26 protein-coding genes are annotated in these 16,544 nt (G+C 65.4%); 23 read left to right on the plus strand and 3 right to left on the minus strand.

The window, feature by feature from the left end:
* Positions 1–80: 80 nt before the first annotated feature.
* From rpsJ to RT97_RS10430, 14 genes are all read left to right on the plus strand, one after another.
* On the plus strand, positions 81–395 hold the full coding sequence (gene rpsJ, locus RT97_RS10365) for a 30S ribosomal protein S10 (protein WP_007838118.1): 315 nt from the start codon (positions 81–83) through the stop codon (positions 393–395).
* A gap of 149 nt (positions 396–544) precedes the next feature.
* A complete protein-coding gene (locus tag RT97_RS10370; protein WP_042578706.1) occupies positions 545–2,131 on the plus strand; it encodes a hypothetical protein in 1,587 nt (528 codons plus the stop codon).
* Positions 2,132–2,142: 11 nt separating this feature from the next.
* Entirely contained in the window at positions 2,143–2,673 is a 531-nt protein-coding gene (locus RT97_RS10375) for a hypothetical protein (RefSeq protein ID WP_042578707.1), read from the plus strand.
* A 234-nt stretch (positions 2,674–2,907) separates the two neighbouring features.
* Entirely contained in the window at positions 2,908–3,588 is a 681-nt protein-coding gene (gene rplC, locus RT97_RS10380; RefSeq protein WP_013543943.1) for a 50S ribosomal protein L3, read from the plus strand.
* Positions 3,588–4,208 (plus strand): 50S ribosomal protein L4, encoded by a 621-nt coding sequence (gene rplD, locus RT97_RS10385; RefSeq protein WP_013543942.1) that lies wholly within the window; start codon positions 3,588–3,590, stop codon positions 4,206–4,208. The genes rplC and rplD overlap by 1 nt, the downstream gene beginning before the upstream one ends.
* Positions 4,205–4,540: a 50S ribosomal protein L23 gene (rplW, locus tag RT97_RS10390; protein WP_007838129.1), complete on the plus strand. Its 336-nt coding sequence runs from the start codon at positions 4,205–4,207 to the stop codon at positions 4,538–4,540. Before rplD ends, rplW begins: the two co-directional genes overlap by 4 nt.
* Before the next feature lie 2 nt (positions 4,541–4,542).
* The gene (gene rplB, locus RT97_RS10395; protein WP_042578708.1) at positions 4,543–5,367 is read left to right on the plus strand and encodes a 50S ribosomal protein L2; all 825 of its coding nucleotides are present in this window, start codon (positions 4,543–4,545) and stop codon (positions 5,365–5,367) included.
* 10 nt (positions 5,368–5,377) lie between these two features.
* On the plus strand, positions 5,378–5,656 hold the full coding sequence (gene rpsS, locus RT97_RS10400) for a 30S ribosomal protein S19 (RefSeq protein WP_007838132.1): 279 nt from the start codon (positions 5,378–5,380) through the stop codon (positions 5,654–5,656).
* 9 nt (positions 5,657–5,665) lie between these two features.
* Complete coding sequence (rplV, locus tag RT97_RS10405; protein ID WP_007838134.1) at positions 5,666–5,998, plus strand: 50S ribosomal protein L22; 333 nt, start codon at positions 5,666–5,668, stop codon at positions 5,996–5,998.
* Positions 5,999–6,015: 17 nt separating this feature from the next.
* Positions 6,016–6,939, plus strand: coding sequence for a 30S ribosomal protein S3 (gene rpsC, locus RT97_RS10410; protein WP_042578709.1), 924 nt, complete (start codon positions 6,016–6,018; stop codon positions 6,937–6,939).
* Between the two features lie 28 nt (positions 6,940–6,967).
* Positions 6,968–7,384: a 50S ribosomal protein L16 gene (gene rplP / locus RT97_RS10415; protein ID WP_021012789.1), complete on the plus strand. Its 417-nt coding sequence runs from the start codon at positions 6,968–6,970 to the stop codon at positions 7,382–7,384.
* A 55-nt stretch (positions 7,385–7,439) separates the two neighbouring features.
* Positions 7,440–7,649 carry a 50S ribosomal protein L29 gene (gene rpmC, locus RT97_RS10420; RefSeq protein ID WP_042578710.1) on the plus strand — a complete coding sequence of 70 codons (210 nt, stop codon included), beginning with the start codon at positions 7,440–7,442 and terminating at the stop codon, positions 7,647–7,649.
* 9 nt (positions 7,650–7,658) lie between these two features.
* Positions 7,659–7,928 (plus strand): 30S ribosomal protein S17, encoded by a 270-nt coding sequence (gene rpsQ, locus RT97_RS10425; RefSeq protein WP_015867662.1) that lies wholly within the window; start codon positions 7,659–7,661, stop codon positions 7,926–7,928.
* Between the two features lie 70 nt (positions 7,929–7,998).
* On the plus strand, positions 7,999–8,505 hold the full coding sequence (locus RT97_RS10430) for a peroxiredoxin (protein WP_042578711.1): 507 nt from the start codon (positions 7,999–8,001) through the stop codon (positions 8,503–8,505).
* A 4-nt stretch (positions 8,506–8,509) separates the two neighbouring features.
* On the opposite strand, the gene RT97_RS10435 is transcribed toward RT97_RS10430, so the two are convergent.
* Positions 8,510–9,097, minus strand: a complete 588-nt coding sequence (locus RT97_RS10435) for a GNAT family N-acetyltransferase (protein ID WP_042578712.1) — start codon at positions 9,095–9,097, stop codon at positions 8,510–8,512.
* Complete coding sequence (locus RT97_RS10440) at positions 9,094–9,804, minus strand: cytochrome b/b6 domain-containing protein (RefSeq protein WP_042578713.1); 711 nt, start codon at positions 9,802–9,804, stop codon at positions 9,094–9,096. The genes RT97_RS10435 and RT97_RS10440 overlap by 4 nt, the downstream gene beginning before the upstream one ends.
* Before the next feature lie 160 nt (positions 9,805–9,964).
* Here RT97_RS10440 and RT97_RS10445 point away from each other — a divergent pair, with 160 nt between their 5' ends.
* Entirely contained in the window at positions 9,965–10,411 is a 447-nt protein-coding gene (locus RT97_RS10445; protein ID WP_042578714.1) for a c-type cytochrome, read from the plus strand.
* A 64-nt stretch (positions 10,412–10,475) separates the two neighbouring features.
* Here RT97_RS10445 and RT97_RS10450 read toward each other — a convergent pair whose 3' ends face one another.
* Complete coding sequence (locus RT97_RS10450) at positions 10,476–10,973, minus strand: TlpA disulfide reductase family protein (protein WP_042578715.1); 498 nt, start codon at positions 10,971–10,973, stop codon at positions 10,476–10,478.
* Positions 10,974–11,086: 113 nt separating this feature from the next.
* Between RT97_RS10450 and RT97_RS10455 the strand changes: the two genes are divergently transcribed.
* The 8 genes from RT97_RS10455 to RT97_RS10490 all read left to right on the plus strand — a co-directional run bounded on the left by RT97_RS10455 (position 11,087) and on the right by RT97_RS10490 (position 16,509).
* Positions 11,087–11,626, plus strand: a complete 540-nt coding sequence (locus RT97_RS10455; RefSeq protein WP_042578716.1) for a hypothetical protein — start codon at positions 11,087–11,089, stop codon at positions 11,624–11,626.
* A 166-nt stretch (positions 11,627–11,792) separates the two neighbouring features.
* The gene (locus RT97_RS10460; RefSeq protein ID WP_042578717.1) at positions 11,793–12,248 is read left to right on the plus strand and encodes a PTS sugar transporter subunit IIA; all 456 of its coding nucleotides are present in this window, start codon (positions 11,793–11,795) and stop codon (positions 12,246–12,248) included.
* Complete coding sequence (locus RT97_RS10465; protein WP_013543930.1) at positions 12,217–12,486, plus strand: HPr family phosphocarrier protein; 270 nt, start codon at positions 12,217–12,219, stop codon at positions 12,484–12,486. The genes RT97_RS10460 and RT97_RS10465 overlap by 32 nt, the downstream gene beginning before the upstream one ends.
* A 147-nt stretch (positions 12,487–12,633) precedes the next feature.
* Positions 12,634–14,433: a phosphoenolpyruvate--protein phosphotransferase gene (gene ptsP, locus RT97_RS10470; RefSeq protein ID WP_042578718.1), complete on the plus strand. Its 1,800-nt coding sequence runs from the start codon at positions 12,634–12,636 to the stop codon at positions 14,431–14,433.
* A 245-nt stretch (positions 14,434–14,678) separates the two neighbouring features.
* A complete protein-coding gene (locus RT97_RS10475; RefSeq protein ID WP_042578719.1) occupies positions 14,679–15,053 on the plus strand; it encodes a hypothetical protein in 375 nt (124 codons plus the stop codon).
* A gap of 121 nt (positions 15,054–15,174) precedes the next feature.
* Complete coding sequence (locus tag RT97_RS10480; RefSeq protein WP_042578720.1) at positions 15,175–15,639, plus strand: Spy/CpxP family protein refolding chaperone; 465 nt, start codon at positions 15,175–15,177, stop codon at positions 15,637–15,639.
* Positions 15,632–16,126 (plus strand): DUF4260 domain-containing protein, encoded by a 495-nt coding sequence (locus RT97_RS10485; protein WP_042578721.1) that lies wholly within the window; start codon positions 15,632–15,634, stop codon positions 16,124–16,126. The genes RT97_RS10480 and RT97_RS10485 overlap by 8 nt, the downstream gene beginning before the upstream one ends.
* Positions 16,127–16,128: 2 nt before the next feature.
* Positions 16,129–16,509 carry a hypothetical protein gene (locus RT97_RS10490; protein ID WP_253278203.1) on the plus strand — a complete coding sequence of 127 codons (381 nt, stop codon included), beginning with the start codon at positions 16,129–16,131 and terminating at the stop codon, positions 16,507–16,509.
* The last annotated feature ends 35 nt before the right edge of the window (positions 16,510–16,544 follow it).

Here is a 16,544-nt window from a genome sequence, read left to right on the forward strand (position 1 = left end):
TCCGTGAAGGCGGCCGCACCGTGGGTTCGGGCGTCGTGGCAAAGATCCTCGACATCTAAGCCGGACGCAAAGGAAACATCATGGCTACCAAGCAAAAAATCCGCATCCGCCTCAAGGCGTTCGACTACAAGCTGATCGATCAATCGGCTGCCGAAATCGTTGACACCGCCAAGCGCACCGGCGCGATCGTCAAGGGCCCCGTGCCCCTGCCGACCCGCATGAAGCGTTTCGACATCCTGCGTTCGCCGCACGTCAACAAGACGTCGCGCGACCAGCTCGAGATCCGCACGCACCAGCGCCTGATGGACATCGTCGACCCGACCGACAAGACCGTGGACGCGCTGATGAAGCTCGACCTGCCGGCTGGCGTGGACGTCGAGATCAAGCTGCAGTAAACAGTAAGAACTCCTAGCGTCGCGTTTTGACAAAGCCCGCCTGCAGAAATGCAGGCGGGCTTTGTTTTTTGTGGTGCGGCTATGGCATCCTCACGCACCGCTAATTCTTTCAAGCATCGGCCGCGGCTGAAACGAGGGCAGCACAAGCTATGAGTCACAAGTTCTCTTTTGCGTTGGGCGCGTCATGCATTGCCGCCGTACTGCTGGCGGGCTGCGGTGGTGGGGGAGGAGGCGGCGGAGGAGGAGGAGGATTTCCCATCCTGCCGCCGCTGGGAAGTTCGGTCACCCTGACTGGCACGGCAACGTATGAATCCGTTCCGAACACGAGCGGCCCTCTTGTCTACGCATCGACGACAGCCAAGCCGGTGCGTGGCGCAATGCTCGAGGTGCTCGACGCGACCTCGTCCGCGCAACTCGCGGTGAGCACCACCGACGACAGTGGCGCGTATTCGGTCTCCGTGCCTGCAAACACATCGATCGTCGTGCGCGTAAGGGCGCAGCTGACACGTACTGGCGCCGGACCAAGTTGGGACGTGAGCGTGCGCGACAACACGCAGAGCAGTGCCTTGTACTCCATGCAGTCGTCGGCCTTTTCCTCCGGTGCCGCTGCATCGACGCGCGATCTGCGCGCCGGGTCCGGCTGGGGTGGCTCCAGCTACACCAGCCAGCGCGTGGCTGCACCGTTCGCGGTGCTCGACACCGTCTATACGGCGATGCAGAAAGTGTTGTCGGTGGCACCGGCTACCGCATTCCCTGTCTTGCGCGTGTTCTGGAGTCCCAACAACGCGCCGGCCGGCGGCAGCGTCGCTGCAGGCCAGATCGGCAGCACGTTCTTCATCAATCGGAGCACCGGTCGCGAGATCTACGTGCTGGGCAAGGAGAACGTCGACACCGACGAATACGATTCGCCCGTGATTGCGCATGAATGGGGGCACTACTACCAGTCGGCTTTCAGCCGCGACGACTCGCCCGGTGGCTCCCACTCGCTGGACGAACGGGTCGACCGGCGACTCGCGTTTTCGGAGGGTTGGGGCAACGGCTGGTCAGGCATTGCGCTCGGCCGCAACAACTATGTGGATTCGGTGGGCGCCCAACAGGCCAGGGGCGGAAACGTGAATCTCGCGGTGGGCCCGGCGACCAATCCGGGCTGGTACCGGGAGGGCTCGATCCAGTCCATCTTCTGGAATCTGAACCAGCAGGTCGGCTTCAAGCCGATCCACGACGCGATGACGGGCATCCTGTTCCGCAGCGGCGCACCTGTTTCGTCGATCCATCCATTCACTGCGGCGTTCAATTCGACGTCGCCAGGGAGCGCTTCGGCGCTGGCCGGGTTGCTGAGTGGCCAGAACATCAGCACGGCCGCCAATGACCCCTATGGCGAGAGCGAGACGAACAGCGGGGGCTTGCCGGCGATTCCGAACGTGGTGCAGCCGATGTACCGACTCGCGACGGTGGGCGGTGCGCCGAGCCAGGCTTGCGTGTCCAACATCGAGGGCGACGACAACAAGCTCGGCAGCTTCGCCTACCTTCGATTCAACGCGCCTGCCAATCGCGACTACCAATTCACTGTCAACGGCGGCCCCGCAGGTGCAAATCCAGACTTCGATATCTTCCGGGGCGGCCTGGTCTCCCGGTCGAGCAACAAGGTCAGTCTGGGTGCCGGCGAGTACGTTCTGGCGGTCAGCGATCTCAACAATTCCGGGGCATCGACATGCTTCAACGTCACCATTCAGTAGGGAAGGCCGTCATGAACATCCGATCAGGCCCGATGATCTCCATGGCTTGCCTCGCCCTCGTCACGTTGTCGGCACCGGCCATGGCCGACGGCGTGCCAGGTGTGCGTCATGGCAAATCCACCGTGCATCGTGAGGCGCCCATGACGACCGCCGCGCGGAAGCCGAATGACTCTGGCGTGACGCTGCAGTTCCGCCTTGATGCCGTGCCTCAGCTGGGCCGCGGCACGCCCGTCGTGCTGCAGTTCGGCGGTGTGACCGATCCGGACGGTGCAACGGTGCGTTTCAGCGCCGATGCCGGCCTGACGATCTCGGGCAGCGACACGCTGGCGCTGCCGGTGGCGAGGCGCACCTCCGCGACCGTCACCGTCGTGAGCGAGCGCGAAGGCCTCGCGTACCTGAATGTCTTCATCACGCAAAAGGGCGCCACGAGCGCCGTTTCCATTCCCATCCAGACGGGCGCGGCAGCCCCGGCGCTGAAGTCCTCGGGCGAGCTGAAATCCACGCCGGATGGGGAAAACATCATCACGATGCCTGCCAAATAGGCAGAAAGCGGTCGAAACGAGCTGGATCGCGCCTCAAAATCCAGCCCCGAACACCGCTTGCACGGCGCCCGCATCGCGGGCTATAATCGCTGGCTCTGCCCTTGGTGCGTCCGTAGGGATGTAGTTCGAGCAGAGATTTATCAACCTCCTTCCGCAGGCTGGGCAACCAGCCAAACGCTGTCGCCAATTGAAGTGGCAGCGGCGAAGGGAGCTTCCATTTTTTGGAGAAAACAAATGAGTCTGAGCAACTCCCTCGGGTTGCTGGGCCGCAAGGTGGGGATGATGCGTCTCTTCACCGATGACGGGGACGCAGTTCCTGTCACGGTGGTGGATGTGTCCAACAACCGTGTGACCCAGATCAAGTCCCAAGAGACCGATGGCTACGTCGCCTTGCAGGTGACGTTCGGTTCGCGCAAAGCATCGCGCGTGACCAAGCCCGAAGCCGGCCACCTTGCCAAGGCAGGTGTCGAAGCAGGCGAAATCATCCAGGAATTCCGCGTTACCGCAGAAACCGCAGGTCAGCACAAGGCTGGCGGCGTGATCGCAGCGGGCAGCGTGTTTTCCGTGGGCCAGAAGGTGGACGTGCAAGGCACTTCCATCGGCAAGGGCTTCGCAGGCACGATCAAGCGCCACAACATGAGCTCGCAACGCGCCTCGCACGGTAACAGCCGTTCGCACAACGTTCCCGGCTCGATCGGCATGGCACAAGACCCCGGTCGCGTGTTCCCCGGCAAGCGCATGACGGGTCACCTCGGCGATGTGACCAAGACCACGCAAAACCTCGACGTGTTCCGCATCGACGAAGCGCGTCAACTGCTGCTCATCAAGGGCGCGATCCCGGGTTCGAAGGGTGGCTTCGTCACCGTGCGTCCCGCCATCAAGGCCAAGCCGCAAGCGGCTGAAGGAGCGAAGTAATGCAACTCGAACTCCTGAACGAACAAGGCCAGGCTGCGTCGAAGTACGACGCCCCCGAGACCGTGTTCGGCCGTGACTACAACGAAGACCTGGTCCACCAGATCGTCGTTGCATTCCAGGCCAACGCCCGCCAAGGCACGCGCGCCCAGAAGGACCGCGAACAGGTCAAGCACTCGACCAAGAAGCCTTTCAAGCAAAAGGGAACGGGCCGCGCCCGTGCCGGTATGACGTCCTCGCCGCTGTGGCGCGGGGGTGGCCGGATTTTCCCGAACATGCCTGACGAAAACTTCTCGCAGAAGATCAACAAGAAGATGTATCGCGCCGGCATGGCCGCCATCTTCTCGCAGCTCGCTCGCGAAGGCCGTCTGGCCGTGGTGGATTCGCTGACCGTGGATTCGCCCAAGACGAAGCCGCTGGCAGCCCGTTTCAAGGCAATGAATCTCGAGTCCGTGCTCGTGATCGCCGAAGAAGTCGACGAAAACCTGTACCTTGCCTCGCGCAATCTGGTCAACATCCTCGTGGTCGAACCCCGTTACGCCGATCCGGTGTCGCTGGTTCACTACAAGAAGGTGCTGGTCACCAAGGGTGCCGTCGACAAGCTCAAGGAGATGTTCGCATGAGCCGCGTGAACCCTACCGCCGCTGAACGTACGTTCGAAGAAGGCCGCCTGATGGCGGTGCTGGTCGCCCCGATCGTGTCCGAAAAGGCAACGATGGTCGGCGAGAAGTCGAACGCTGTCACTTTCAAGGTGCTGCAAGACGCCACCAAGCCCGAGATCAAGGCCGCTGTCGAACTGATGTTCAAGGTCGAAGTCCAGGGCGTGTCGGTGCTCAACACCAAGGGCAAGACCAAGCGCTTTGGCAAGTCCATCGGCCGCCGCGACAACGTTCGCAAGGCCTATGTGACGCTCAAGCCCGGTCAAGAGCTCAACCTCGTCGGGGAAGGCGCTTAATCATGGCCGTCATCAAGATGAAACCCACTTCGCCGGGCCAACGCGGCGCGGTGAAGATTTCGCGTGACCACCTGCACAAGGGTGCTCCTCACGCAGCCCTGCTGGAACCCCAGTTCCAGAAGGCCGGCCGTAACAACAACGGTCACATCACGATCCGTCATCGTGGCGGCGGTGCCAAGCACCACTACCGCGTTGTCGACTTCGTGCGCAACAAGGACGGCATCCCGGCCAAGGTCGAACGCATCGAATACGACCCGAACCGTACCGCCCACATCGCTCTGGTCTGCTACGCCGACGGCGAGCGCCGCTACATCATCGCCCCGCGCGGTCTTGAAGCCGGTGCAACGCTGCTGTCGGGCGCCGAAGCCCCGATCCGCGCCGGCAACACCCTGCCGATCCGCAACATCCCGGTCGGCTCGACGATCCACTGCATCGAACTGCAACCCGGCAAGGGCGCGCAGATCGCGCGTTCGGCCGGTACGTCGGCCACGCTGCTGGCTCGCGAAGGCGTCTACGCCCAGGTCCGCATGCGTTCGGGTGAGGTGCGTCGCATCCACATCGAATGCCGCGCAACCATCGGCGAAGTGGCCAACGAAGAGCACAGCCTGCGCCAACTCGGCAAGGCCGGCGTGAAGCGTCATATGGGTATTCGCCCGACCGTTCGCGGTGTGGTGATGAACCCGGTCGACCACCCGCACGGTGGTGGCGAAGGCAAGACTGGCGAAGGCCGCCACCCTGTCGACCCATGGGGCAACCTGACCAAGGGCTATCGCACCCGTAACAACAAGCGCACGCAGGTCTTCATCGTGTCGCGTCGCAAGAAGTAAGGGATAGCCCATGACTCGCTCTCTCAAAAAGGGTCCTTTCGTCGACCACCACCTGGTGGCCAAGGCCGACAAGGCCGTGACGACCAAGGACAAGAAGCCGATCAAGACCTGGTCGCGTCGTTCGATGGTTCTGCCCGAGTTCATCGGTCTGACCATCGCCGTGCACAACGGCAAGCAACACGTGCCTGTGTACATCACCGACCAGATGGTTGGCCACAAGCTCGGCGAATTTGCGCTCACGCGCACGTTCAAGGGGCACCCCGCGGACAAAAAAGTCCAGAAGAAGTAAGGAACGACCATGTCTGAAACACGTGCAGTCCTCCGCGGTGTCCGCCTCTCGGTCGACAAGGGCCGTCTGGTCGCGGACCTCATCCGCGGCAAGAAGGTCGATCAAGCGCTCAACGTTCTGCAGTTCACGCAGAAAAAGGCCGCTGTGATCATCAAGAAGGTGCTCGAGTCGGCAATCGCCAACGCCGAGCATAACGACGGTGCCGACATCGACGAGCTGAAGGTCAAGACCATCTACGTCGAGCAAGGTGCAACGCTCAAGCGCTTCACGGCGCGGGCCAAGGGTCGCGGCAATCGCATCAGCAAGCCCACGTGCCATGTGTACGTGACGGTTGGCAACTAAGAAGGCCTGGAAGAAATATGGGACAGAAAATCCACCCAACCGGGTTCCGCCTTGCGGTCACCCGTAACTGGTCCAGCCGCTGGTACGCAAGCGACCGCGATTTCGCGGGCATGCTGGCCGAAGACATCAAGGTTCGCGAATACCTGAAGAAGAAGCTGAAGAACGCTTCGGTCTCGCGCGTCATGATCGAACGTCCCGCCAAGAACGCTCGCATCACGATCTACTCGGCACGTCCGGGCGTCGTGATCGGCAAGAAGGGCGAAGACATCGAGAACCTCAAGCGCGAACTGGGCAAGCAGCTCGGCGTGCCGGTTGCGGTCAACATCGAAGAAGTGCGCAAGCCCGAAATCGATGCGCAGCTGATCGCCGACAGCATCACGCAGCAGCTCGAGAAGCGGATCATGTTCCGCCGCGCCATGAAGCGCGCCATGCAGAACGCCATGCGTCTGGGTGCCCTGGGCATCAAGATCATGTCGGCTGGCCGCCTGAACGGCATCGAAATCGCACGTACCGAGTGGTACCGCGAAGGCCGCGTGCCGCTTCACACCCTGCGCGCCGACATCGACTACGGCACCTCGGAAGCCAAGACCACCTACGGCGTCATCGGCGTCAAGGTCTGGGTCTACAAGGGCGACACGCTGGGTCGCAACGACCTGCCGGCCGTCGAGACGCCGCGTCCGGACGAAGAGCGCCGCCCGCGTGGTCCCCGCCGTGATGGTCGCCCTGGCGACCGTCCGGGTGGCGACCGTCGTGGTCCCGGCCCCCGCGCCGGTGGCCGTGGCCCGATCGGTGGCAACACCGCGCCGGCCGATGGCAGCGACAAGCCCGCAGAAGCCACTGGGGCAGCTCCCGCTGCCCCGGGTGCAGACTCGAAACCCGCCGTTAAGCGCGTCCGCAAAGCCGCGCCAGCTGCAGCAGCTGACGGTGCCAAGACCGAGTGATCGGTCTTAGAACTACGGAGTATTAAAAATGCTGCAACCTGCACGCAGAAAGTTCCGCAAGGAACAAAAGGGCCGCAACACCGGCATCGCAACCCGGGGCAACTCGGTTGCCTTCGGTGACTTCGGTCTCAAATGCACCGACCGCGGCCGCCTGACGGCACGCCAGATCGAAGCCGCTCGTCGCGCCATTTCGCGTCACGTGAAGCGCGGTGGCCGTATCTGGATCCGCGTGTTCCCGGACAAGCCGATCTCTACCAAGCCCGCCGAAGTGCGGATGGGTAACGGTAAGGGCAACCCCGAGTACTACGTCGCTGAAATCCAGCCTGGCAAGATCGTGTTCGAGATCGTCGGCGTGCCCGAAGAACTCGCCCGCGAAGCGTTCCGCCTGGCCGCCGCCAAGCTTCCGCTGCGCACGACGTTCGTCGCTCGCCAGCTCGGCGCCTGAGAGGAGAACATCCATGGCAACACGTAAGAAAAAAGAAACCGCGGCTCCGGCCAAGGTGACCAAGGCTGCAACCCTGCGCACGAAGGACGTCGCAGGCCTCGAAGCCGAAATCAAGGACCTGCAGAAGGCCCATTTCGGTCTGCGCATGCAGAAAGCCACGCAACAGCTGTCGAACACCTCGACGCTGCGCGTGACGCGCCGCGACATCGCGCGCGCCAAGACCATTCTTGCGCAGAAGCAGCAAGAAACCCAAGCCGCCAAGTAAGGAGTGAACATGACGGAAGCTAAAAAATCCCTCAAGCGCACCTTGATCGGCAAGGTGGTCAGCGACAAGCGTGCCAAGACCGTGACCGTGCTGGTCGAGCGCCGTGTGAAGCACGAGCTCTACGGCAAGATCGTGGCCAAGACGAGCAAGTACCACGCCCATGACGAAAAGGGCGAGTACAAGCTGGGCGACACCATCGAGATCACGGAAAGCCGTCCGATCTCGAAGACCAAGAACTGGGTCGTGACCCGCCTGGTCGAGAAGGCCGTGCTGGTCTGATCGCCGAGTCGAACGACTCAACCGGAAACGGCCCACAATGTGGGCCGTTTTTCTTTTTCAGGAGCATTCAATGATCAAAGTCGGTGACACCCTTCCTTCGGCAACCCTGCAGGAATATTCCGAAGTGGAAGGCGAAGGCTGCAGCATCGGCCCGAACGCCGTCGACGTGAGCAAGGCCTCGGCCGGCAAGACCATCGCCTTGTTCGCATTGCCCGGCGCCTTCACGCCCACCTGCTCGGCCAAGCACGTGCCGGGTTACGTGCAGCACTTCGACGACTTCAAGGCCGCCGGCGTGGACGAAATCTGGTGCGTGAGCGTGAACGACGCCTTCGTGATGGGCGCCTGGGCGCGCGACCAGAAGACCGGCGCCAAGGTGCGCATGCTCGCCGACGGTAGCGCCGATTTCGCCAAGGCCACCGGTCTCACGCTCGACCTTGCGGGCCGCGGCATGGGCCTGCGCAGCAACCGCTATTCGATGCTCGTGAAGGACGGCAAGGTCGCGACGCTCAACGTCGAGGCACCGGGCAAGTTCGAAGTCAGCGACGCGGACACGCTGCTCGCGCAAGCCCGCGGCTGACCGGTCAGAGATCTGCCTTGAGGTAGTGCGCCCCGGCGATGGGGTTGTGATAGTAGGGCGGCACCTCCACGAAGCCCAGGTCTTCGTAGAGTGCCCGCGCCGATTCCATGTCGTCGAGCGTATCGAGCAGCACGCAGCCGTAGCCTGCGGCACGCGCGGCGTCCAGGATCGCCTCGGCGAGCTGCCGGCCCAAGCCGAGCCCCCGGAAGCCGGGCCGCACGAACAGCCGCTTCATCTCCGCCGCATTTGCATAGTCCGCGTTGTCGAGCGGGCGCAGGGCGCAGCAGCCTGCCACGTGCGCCACGGTGCCATCGGCGCGCTGCAACGTCGGAGCCTGCCGGCCCGCATTTTCCTTGACGTTCGCCGGGTCCACGAGCGCCAGCACCAGCGTGCCGCGCGGCTCGGCGTATTCGCCGGGCAGGTCGGCCAGCTCGCCGTCGAAATCCTGGAAGTCCAGGTCGATGTTCAGCGAGGCGGCGTAGTCGCGAAAGATCGCGCGCGTCGCATCGATCTCATGGGCTTCATCGGGGGTGAGCAGCACGACGACCGGCGTGTCCGCCAGCGGCAGGGGGCGTGAAACCGAAGAGCTCATACGCGCAGCGACGCCACCCAGTACGCCACGCCCGCGCACAGCGCGAACAGCACCAGCGCCAGCCCTCGCGAGGCCGCATCGTCGCGGCTTTCGGCGACTTGGCCGTTGGCGCTCGAGACCAGCTTGTCGCCGGAGACCATCGGCCGCAGCAGGCGATGGCGCTTGACCAGCACGTAGAACAGCACCGCCAGCACGTGCAGGCTCACGAGCGCGATCACGATCCACTTGCCCTGCGCCTTGTGCCAGCCCGTGGAGAAGCTCACGACCGCCCCCGAGACGAAGCGGGTGAGGGGCCCGGAAGCGGAGATCTCGTCGTCGGCCATCAGTCCGGTGGCGACCTGGAAGGCCAGGATCGCCAGCACCGCGAACACCGACAACGCCCCCAGCGGCGTGTGCCCGATCAGGTGGTCCGGATGCGCCCGCCCACGCAGGTAATTGACGATCGAGCCCGGCGCGTAGATGAACGCCGCAAAGCGCGACCAGCGCCCGCCCACGAAGCCCCAGAGAAGCCGGAACAGCAGCAGCGCAAGCACCGTGTACCCGAGGCGGAAATGCCATTCCATGATGCCGCCGAGGCCGGTTCCGATCAGGCCGAGCACGGCGACGGCCAGCGCCCAGTGAAAAAGACGCGTCGGCAGGTCCCAGACACGCGTGCGGGCCGCGGTGCTGGCGGTCGCCTGGAGGGCGGCCACGGAGGTGTCGGTCATCGATGGGGGCGCGGATGCGCGAGGCTGCGGAAGGCGCAGATTAGCAAAGTCCGGGCGCGAGGCTGCTTCGGGTTGTTGCTATACGCCTGCCATGGGCTGCCCCTACACTCGGCCGCAGCGCCGCGTTCGACGGCGTCGCCCACCCACACAAGGACCCACGATGACCCGACTTGCCTCGTTCGCCCTTGCAGCCGCCTGCGCTGCGACGTCCCTGCCCGCCGCAGCCCAGTTCGCCAAGCCCGAGGACGCCATCAAGTACCGGCAGAGCGCGCTGTTCGTGATGGGCCAGCACTTCGGCCGACTGGGCGCCATGGCCAATGGCCGGGTTCCCTACGACGCAGCGGCTGCCGCAGCCAACGCCGAAGTCGTGGCCGAGATGGCCAAGCTCCCCTGGGCCGCCTTCGGCCCTGGCACCGAGGGCGGCAAGGCCAAGCCCGAAGTCTGGAAGGAAGACGCCAAGTTCAAGGAACGCCAGCAGAAGCTGATCGAGGAAACCGGCAAGCTCGTGGTCGCGGCCAAGGCCGGCAACATCGACGCGCTCAAGGCCCAGTTCGGCCCGACCGGCGCGAGCTGCAAGGCCTGCCACGACAGCTTCCGCAACCAGTAAGAGCGGTTGCAGAAAACAAAAGGCGCTACCTGGTAGCGCCTTTTTTCATGGGGGAGAAGAAGCTTCAGGCCTCGGCGAGCAGCTTCTCGATGAGCTTGTGCAGCTCGGCGAAATCGGGTTCGCCGACGTAGCGCTTCACGATCTCGCCCTGCTTGTTGACCAGGTAGGTGGTCGGCGTGAGCTTCACGTCGCCCCAGGCCTGCGCGACGCTCCCGGTGTTGTCGATCGCCACCTTGAACGGCAGCTTGCGGGTTTCGGCGAAGTTGACCACGTAGCTCGGCGGGTCGTAGCTCATGGCCACCGCCAGCGTGTCGTAACCCTTGGACTTGTACTTGTCGTAGGTCGCGATGACCTTGGGCATCTCGCCGACGCACGTCACGCAGCTCGTGGCCCAGAAGTTGACCAGGGTGACCTTGCCCTTCAGGTCGGCGGTTGTTTTCTGGCTGCCGTCCAGCAGCACGAAGGTGGAGGCCGGGGCCGCCGTGTTGCCGGAGCCGAGGTACACGCCCACGCCGACGGCCAATGCAAGAGCGACGGCGGCGGCAGCGATGTATTTTTTCATGGCAGCGACTGAAAGAGGGAGAGGGGGTGAGGCGGCGCGATTCTAGTTCTGCCCGCGCGACCGTGCTGGCGAGGGCCCTTCCGGGTATCCCGTGGCTCGATAATCGCTCCCCCATGCCACCGTTCGCTCCCCGCCCCTGGCTTGCGCTGACTGCCGCCGCCGCCTTCCTCGCCGCCTGCAGCCCCACCTTCAACTGGCGCGAGGTGCAGGTCGCCGATGCGGGCCTGGTCGCGCTCCTGCCGTGCAAGCCCGACCGCGCGAACCGGGCGCTGCCGCTGGGCGCCGAATCCGTGCAGGTCGACATGGCCGGCTGCGAGACCGGCGGCGCGACGTTTGCCATCGCCCACGCCTCCGCCGACGGCCCGGTGCAGGCCGAGGCCTGGCTCAACGCCTGGCGCGCGGCCACGCGCAGCCAATTGGGCGAGGCGAAGGTGATGGAAGCCCCGGCCACCCTGCAGCGGGCGACGGCGACGCCCGCCCCGGTGCGGCTCGATGCCCAACCGGCGAAGCAAGGCGCAGCGCCGGTCCAGGTGCTCTGGTTCGCCCAATCGCAGAAAAACGGCACCGTGGCGCTTTACCAGGCCACCGTGTTCGGCAAGCCCTCGTCCCCCGAGGCGCCAAAGACGTTCTTCGAAGGCCTGCGCCTTCCATGACGCGGGCCCTGCCAGCCAAGGCGGTGGCGGTTGCTATCGTTCTGATAGCCGAGGCCGCAACTGATCTCCACGCCGCACTGTCCCATTTCGTGGACTGCCGCGTTGTGTCGTATCTCTACTTCCCCTGGGCGGCCCCGCATAATCGAAGCGTCGTCCTCCGAGCCGCATGAACAGCATCCTCATCATCGCCCACTCCCCGTTCGCGCAGGCGCTGCGGCAGTGCGCGCTGCATGTGTTTCCCGATTGCGAGCAGGCCGTCGTCGCGCTCGACGTGCTGCCCAACGTGTCGCCCGAGGAAACGCTGGCCGCCGCCCGCATCACGCTCCAGCAGCAACTGCATGCCCCGCGTTCGCAGGTGCTGGTGCTGGCCGACGTGTTCGGCGCCACGCCCTGCAACGTGGCGCAGAAGCTGGTGGATGGCGTTCATTCGAAGCTCGTGGCGGGCGTCAACCTGCCGATGCTGCTGCGCGCCGTCACCTATCGCCACGAACCGCTCGACACCCTCGTGCAGCGCGCCATTGCGGGTGGGACCGCGGGCGTCATGCAAGTGGCGGTAGCGGCTCCCCAGAACCAGGCAAAAAGAAAGCACAGTGATCAAGAAATCCGTGACCATCAGCAATAAGCTGGGCCTGCACGCACGCGCATCGGCCAAGCTGACCAAGCTCGCAGGCAGCTACCCCTGCGAGGTGTGGCTCTCGCGCGGCGACCGCCGCATCAATGCCAAGAGCATCATGGGCGTCATGATGCTGGCCGCGGGCCTGGGCTCCACCGTCGAGCTCGAGACCAACGGCCAGCAGGAAGAGGAAGCGATGAACGCCATCGTCCAGTTGATGGACGACAAGTTCGGCGAAGGCGAATGAAATGGCTCACCCCCAGGCTTTTTCACTTCGTGTAAACGCCAACCCCCTTCCAGGGGGCGATGCCAGTCGCCCGGCGAAGCCGGTTCGACGGCATCTCCCGAATTCGCTTTCGCTTCGCGCTCGCGGCGGACGGGGGGGGGTGAAGCCATGACCTTCGCAGTCCACGGCCTCCCTGTCGCCCGTGGCATTGCCATCGGCCGCGCGGTGCTGGTGGTGTCGAGCCGCATCGACGTCGCCCACTACTTCATCAAGCCCGAGGAGATCGAGACCGAGATCGACCGCGTGCGCACCGCGCGCAACGCCGTCGCCGACGAGCTCGCCAAGCTGCAGACCAGCGTCGCGCAGATGGGCCCGAACGACGCGCCGCACGAGCTCGCCGCGCTGCTCGAAGTGCATCAGATGCTGCTGCAGGACGAGGCCCTCACCGGCGGCGTCAAGCACTGGATCACCGACCGGCTCTACAACGCCGAATGGGCGCTGACCACGCAGCTGGAGATCATCGCGCGCCAGTTCGACGAGATGGAGGACGAGTACCTGCGCGAGCGCAAGGCCGACCTCGAGCAGGTGGTCGAGCGCCTCCTGCACCGCATGAAGGGCACCGCCGCCGTGCTCGCGCCCAGCCCGCCGCGCCGCAAGCGCGCCGCCACGCACGACGACGATGACGATCCCACCGCGGGCGACGGCATCGATGTGCCGCTCGTGCTGATCGCGCACGACCTCTCGCCGGCCGACATGCTCCAGTTCAAGAAGAGCGTGTTCGCGGGCTTCGTGACAGACGTGGGCGGGCGCACCTCGCACACCGCGATCGTCGCGCGCAGCATGGACATCCCCGCGATCGTCGGTGCGCGCACCGCGAGCCAGCTGGTGCGCCAGGACGACTGGGTCATCATCGACGGCGACGCCGGCGTGATGATCATCGACCCCTCGCCGATCATCCTGGCCGAGTACGGCTTCAAGCAGCGCCAGGGGGACCTCGAACGCGGTCGCCTTGCCCGCCTGCGCCACAAGCCCGCCGTGACGCTCGACGGCCAGCGCGTCGAGCTGCTCGCCAACATCGAGATGCCCGAGGACACCGTGGGCGCCGTCAAGGCGGGCGCGGTGGGCGTGGGCCTCTTTCGCAGCGAATTCCTCTTCATGGGCCGCGAATCGTCGGCGCGCCAGACCCGCCTGCCCGACGAGGAAGAGCAGTACCAGGCCTACAAGCGCGCGGTCGAGGGCATGCAGGGCATGCCGGTCACCATCCGCACGATCGACGTGGGCGCCGACAAGCAGCTGGAGAACAAGTCCGGCAGCAAGCAGGAGCACCTGAACCCCGCGCTCGGCCTGCGCGCCATCCGCTGGAGCCTGGCCGATCCGGCGATGTTCCTCACGCAGCTGCGCGCCATCCTGCGCGCCGCAGCGCACGGCGAGATCCACCTGCTGATTCCCATGCTCGCGCACGCGAGCGAAATCCGCCAAACGCTCTCGCTGATCGACTTCGCGCGCGCCGAGCTGGACAACCGCGGCGCCGTGTACGGGAGCGTGAAGCTGGGCGCCATGATCGAAATTCCGGCCGCCGCGCTCACGCTCAAGACCTTTCTCAAGCACTTCGATTTCCTGTCGATCGGCACCAACGACCTGATCCAGTACACGCTGGCCATCGACCGCGCCGACGAGTCGGTCGCGCACCTCTACGACCCCGCGCACCCCGCGGTGCTCAAGCTCGTGGCCGACACCATCGCCGAGTGCCGCCGCCAGGGCAAGGGCGTGGCGGTGTGCGGCGAAATGGCGGGAGACGTGGCCTTCACCCGCCTCTTGCTTGGCCTGGGCCTGCGCAGCTTCTCGATGCATCCCTCGCGCATCCTGGCCGTGAAGCAGGAAGTGCTGCGCGCGGACACCAGCAAGCTGGAGCCCTGGGCGCGCGGAGTACTCGAGTCGGACGACCCCGCGGCTGCGCTCACGGGCTGACGGCCGCGGCGGCGCAGCGCAGCGAGCCCGCCCCTTCGCGAAACACCGAGGAACCGGCTTTGCCGGGCCCTCAGGTGTTGCCCCCGGCAGGGGTTGGCGAAGCGACACCAAGTGCGCGAAGACTGGGGGCGAGCGAGAAGCCTCACCGCAATAAAACGAAACACGCCGAAACCGCGGCGAAAGGACTTGCTGCGTCATCGCAAGCACGATCAGGGCTCCTCAACAACCCCTGAAAGGCCTGCATCATGAAGTCCCTCTCCCTGACCCAAGTCATCACCGTCGGCTCGTTCGTCATGCTCGCCGCCGCCGGCGCCAAGGCCGAGAGCTACAACGGCGTGCAGTCGGCCGTGTCGGCCAAGAGCCGCGCCGAAGTCAGCGCCGAAGCCGTGCGCACCGCATCGGCCCCGAACCAGAACGTCGTGCGCGGCTCGCGCGGCGCCGAAACCATGGCCGCTTCGACCGATCGCGCCCGCGTCGTGGCCGAAGCCGTGCGCACCGCCGCGGCACCCGACCAGAACGTGTCCTCGGGCTCGCGCGTGAACAGCAAGGTCATCTCGACCATGCAGAACCCCGTCGACGCACGCGCCGAAGCCGCGCGCAGCAACAGCAGCAAACTTTAATCAACCATGCCCCTTTTCAGGGACACCGAGGAACCGGCTTCGCCGGGCCACCGGTGTCGCCCCCGGCAGGGGGTTGGCGGCCACACGAAGTGGGCAAGCCTGGGGGCGAGCAAGGAACATCATGAAACACTGGATCAAGCGCACTCTCTTCGGTTTCGCCGGCGCGGCGATGGTGGCTGGCAGCATTGCCGGCTGTGCAGGTCAACGTCACGGCTGGGGCGGCGACAGCGCCGAGTTCCGCAGCAAGATGGTCGAGCGCGTGGGCAGCAAGCTCGAACTCGACGCCTCGCAAAAGCAGAAGCTCACCGTGCTGGCCGAGAAGCTGCAGGCGCAGCGCGAAGCGATGCGCGGTGCGGGCGGCGCGGGCGATCCGCGTTCGCAGTTCAAGGCACTGTTCGCGGGCAACAAGCTCGACCAGGCGGGTGCCACGCGGCTCGTCGAAGAAAAGACCACCGCGGTGCGCAATGGCAGTCCGGAAATCATCGCTGCCGCTGCAGACTTCTTCGACAGCCTGAACGCCGCGCAACAGCAAAAGGTTCGCGACTTCATGGACCGTGGTGGACGTCGCTGGAGCCGTCATGGCTGAGCTTGACTCACCCCCAGGCTTCGCGCACTTCGTGTCGCTGCGCCAATCCCCTGCCAGGGGGCGACACCAGTGGCCCGGCGAAGCCGGTTCCACGGTGTCTCGGGAGCAGGCGGTCGTGGGCGGCGTTCGCACGCTGCTGCGCCTCGAAGGCGCCGTTGTGCTGGTCGCGGCGCTGGCCGCCTACACGCAGTTCGGCCTCGGATGGGGCGTGTTCGCGCTCTGGCTCCTCGTGCCCGACCTGTCGCTGCTCGGCTACCTCGCGGGCCCGCGCGTGGGCGCGGCGCTCTACAACGCGACGCATTCGTACATCGGTCCCGTCGCGCTGCTCGTGCTCGGCGTGCTGGCGGCAATGCCGTGGGCCGTGGCTGGCGCGCTGATCTGGTTCACGCACCTCGGCCTGGACCGTGCCCTGGGCTACGGCCTGAAGTACGCCTCGGGCTTCGGCCTCACGCACCTGGGCCGCATCGGCCGCGCCGATCCATGGTGACGATGAAAGACACGGCCCCCGTGATGCGCCCGCATGTCGCGCGCGCCTGGATGCTGGTCGAGGCGCTCACGCTCGGTGTCGCCTCGATCGTGCATGCAGGCCGCCTCGTTGCGGGCCACGCGCATCCGCAGGCCCGCATCGCCGAGGCGGTGATCGCCACCGTGCTGGTGCTCGCTTCGGTCGAGACCTGGCTGCGCCCCGCGCACGCGCGGCCGGCCGCGATCTTCGGCCAGGGCTTTGCGCTCGCCGGCACGCTGGTCGGCCTTTTCACCATCGTGCTCGGCATCGGCCCGCGCACGGTGCCCGATGTCGTCTATCACGCGCTGCTGCTCGCCATGCTCGCGACGGGCCTGACCTTGGCGGTGCGATGCCGACCGGTCTGATGGCCAGCGAAGTCATTCGCCACATGTTTGCCAGG

It is taken from the genome of Variovorax paradoxus (assembly GCF_000834655.1).
Taxonomy (GTDB): Bacteria; Pseudomonadota; Gammaproteobacteria; order Burkholderiales; family Burkholderiaceae_C; genus Variovorax; species Variovorax paradoxus_F.